Annotated in this window: 4 protein-coding genes; 2 read left to right on the forward strand and 2 right to left on the reverse strand. The window is 25.7% G+C overall.

The features are described from left to right. Window positions 1-397, reverse strand: a 397-nt coding sequence (locus tag WBG30_RS05905; RefSeq protein WP_424503720.1) for a hypothetical protein, incomplete at its 3' end; no start/stop codon positions are given. 206 nt (window positions 398-603) lie between these two features. Then, window positions 604-1,119, reverse strand: coding sequence for a GNAT family N-acetyltransferase (locus WBG30_RS05910; RefSeq protein ID WP_424503721.1), 516 nt, complete (start codon window positions 1,117-1,119; stop codon window positions 604-606). 855 nt (window positions 1,120-1,974) lie between these two features. Here WBG30_RS05910 and WBG30_RS05915 point away from each other — a divergent pair. Both WBG30_RS05915 and WBG30_RS05920 read left to right on the forward strand, forming a co-directional pair. Beyond that, window positions 1,975-2,199 carry a hypothetical protein gene (locus WBG30_RS05915; RefSeq protein ID WP_424503722.1) on the forward strand — a complete coding sequence of 75 codons (225 nt, stop codon included), beginning with the start codon at window positions 1,975-1,977 and terminating at the stop codon, window positions 2,197-2,199. A gap of 94 nt (window positions 2,200-2,293) precedes the next feature. Then, the coding region (locus WBG30_RS05920; RefSeq protein ID WP_424503723.1) for an alpha/beta hydrolase at window positions 2,294-3,413 on the forward strand (1,120 nt) is incomplete at its 3' end.

Genomic DNA, 3,413 nt, shown 5'->3' on the forward strand with positions numbered 1-3,413 from the left:
TATATAGTGCTAAACTATCTGCTTGATAAAAATCATACTCAGTAGTAAAACCAAGCATAAAAGCATCCATGTTGTCATCACCAATAGTATTTTTAGTTACATAGTCAGAAAATTTAGAATTATCGTACGCAAATTCTCCACCTAATCTAAATCTATTAGTAATATTATAAAGAAGTTTATAGTTAATACCAAAACTATCGTCAAAAACTTTATTGTCAGAATTTGATCGATAATCATTATCCCAATTTTCATTACTTTTTGAAGCATAGTTAACACCGATTCTATTAGTGAAAGATCCCTTCATAGTTCTAGAAGATTGGTAATTCATTTCAGAATCATTTTGAGCGGCCATAGAGATTGCTGATAAAGCAACGAAACCTAATATTATTTTTTTCATTATTATTTACCTCCATAATTTTATTATACATAAATTGTACCACAATGGTGACTAGAAAAAAAATTAAAAAAGACTAAGATCAGTTCTTTTTAATTACCTCCATAATATTGATATTGTTTTCTTGGGATTTCAAGTATACTATAATTTCACAATTTTTATATTTAATAAACATCGATTATGATGTGCTTCGTAGGTATTGTTTTAGTCTAGTTTTTTTCCAAAATGTATGAAGGATGAAGTAAACCGGTGGGTTTATAGAATTCTTTACCAGTGTATTTAAAACCAAGTTTAGCTAAAACTTTAGATGAAATTATATTATTAGGATTATGCCCAGCAAAGAGTGTTTTTATTTTTTTTTCTTTAAATGCATACTCAATTATTAAATTGGCTACTTTAGTTCCATAACCTTTCCCCCAAAATTCTTTTTTTAAATGAAATCCTATTTCATATATTCCCTTTTCTAAACAATATTCTCTTAAGCCTCCAGAACCTATAAATACACCTTTCTCTATGTCAAAAATAGGATAATATTGAACATTATTATCTTTAAGTCTTTTAATTTCAACATTTAACTTTTTCTTTACTTCTTCACTAGAAAAAGGACCTCCTATAAATTTAGTTACTTCACTGTCTCCCCATAATTCTAAAGCTAAATTCAAATTTTCTTTTTCCCATATAGAAATTCCTATGGTATTTTTTGTATAGAACATCTCTCTGTCCATAACTTCCTCCTCTTTAAGAACTTTAAAATCATTAAATTTATTATGCGTAATTTTTTTTGTATATTTTCATAATAATTATATCATTCTATCTTGATATTTATCTATATCAAATATATTATTCAGTGTTTAGTATTACAATTTATAGTTGATCTCCTTCAATTTAAATGTATCGTTGTAAATACTTTCTTTAAAAATATTGATTTAACATCTACAAATGAATTGTAATTATCTAGGTAACTAGAGAACTATGAAAAAATAAAAAAGACTCAAACCAATGGATGAGTCTTTTAAAAATAAAAAAATCCGTTGAGGACAGATTTTTTTGAAGTGGATTCTATTATGAATTAGATCAAAATCTAATTCATATAAAATTGGGAGAGAGAGTCTCAATAAAATATAATTTGAATCCACTTGTTAAAATTTTACAACTAAATACCTAAAAAAACAACATTAATAAACTAAATAAAGTATTAATTAATTAAAACAAGTGTTTTTTTATACGAAAATTATTTTTAGGAGAGAATTAAAAACTCCCTATTCTTTTTTATATTCTGAATTAATTGAGTAGAAAACACAAAAGTTGTATTACAAAGGTATCATTTTTATAATAATTATAAAAGATGAAAGAAGTAATGGTTAATATTTTTTAATTTTTTTAAAAGTTAAATTATGTTATAATAACACTTGTTATGATAACGTATGTTATAAACTGGAGTTATCATTTATAGATATATGAATATATATGATACAACTAAAGAAATATAGATTTTATAGACCTATATTTCAATCTAAGTATAACTACTTCTTACCTTTAATGTGTAGTTTACTAAAGTTATGCAATAAAATGGAGGATATATGAAAAAAACAATTTGGATAAGCGCTTTAATTTTATTTGCATATGGCTATATTAATTTACTCATTATAAAGCCATTCTTTAAAAATACTATAGATAGTAATAAAATTCAGAAACAATTTATAATGAGTACAGGTCATAAAAGTTTACAAATAAAAATATATCAAAACGACATAAATGACTTTGAACATTTTTCAAAATTTAATATACAGTTAAAATCTAAATAGTAGATACAAGTAATTGAATAAAACTCTGTCTTTAATATTTTTAGCGACATTCATAATTATATTGGCAGAAAATAAAAAAAATAGGAGGACAAATATGAAAAAAATTAAATGGATAGCTAAAATGTTGGCAACCTTAATACTTTTCTTAATAGTAGTTCTAGTTATAAGAGCGTATTTAGATGGAAAAAGTAATCCAAAGCTGATGTCATGGCATAAAGCAGGCCAGATAAAAGAGTTAGATTATGATGAATATGATAATATAGAAAGTTATTTAACAGACGAAAAAAAATATTTAGAAAAAAAGTATAAGGAAGCCGAGATAAAAAACGGTGGGTCTTATAATAGATATGTTAGAGGCTCAGAAAGTTCCCCATATGGCCACAAGGGAAAAGACGTGAATTTATCTTTTGAAATGATCCCTGAAAATCCAAAGGGAGGGATTTTAATGCTTCATGGGTTAACGGGTTCTCCTTACTCTATGAGAGATATAGCTAAGATTTTCTATAATAAGGGTTATTATGTATTAGCTTTAAGATATCCTTACCATGGAACTTGTCCTGGGGAACTTCTAAACTTAAATTGGAAAGATTTCTCAAAAACTGCAAAGTTTGGAGCAAAAATAGTTAAAGAAAAAATTCAAGGAATAAAAAATAGCAAATTTTATATGTTAGGATACTCTACAGGAGCGACTGCTACTCTGCAATATATCACTCACGATATAAATGAGAATAAAGAACTTCCAAAACCAGATGGGATATTTTGGCTTTCTCCTGCAATGGGAATAGATCCTTTAGCTAAATATGTATTTTTAGATATTTTAATAAGTAAGATTCCTGGATTGAATAAATTTATGTGGTTAGATATCTATCCACAATATGAAATGGCTAAGTATAACTCTTTTGATAAAAATTCTGTAGAGCAAGTATATACCCTCATAAAAGAATCACGGAAAAATCTTTCAAAACTTACTAAAAAGGAAAAGTTAGAATTACCTCCAATCTACTCTTACACATCTATTCAAGATGCTACAGTAGATCCAAAAGAACTTTTTAATGTATTAAAAGAAATAAGAAACAAAAATAATGAACTTACTATTTTTGATGTTAATAGAAAATATAATGATTTGTATAAATCTAAAATCCAAAAGATTAATTTTGAAAAAGAAGTAGAAGAATCTAAAGTTATTGGAGACATTATAGTGGTAAGTAATATGG

This window comes from Psychrilyobacter sp., assembly GCF_049671765.1.
In the GTDB taxonomy this organism is placed as follows: Bacteria; Fusobacteriota; Fusobacteriia; order Fusobacteriales; family Fusobacteriaceae; genus Psychrilyobacter.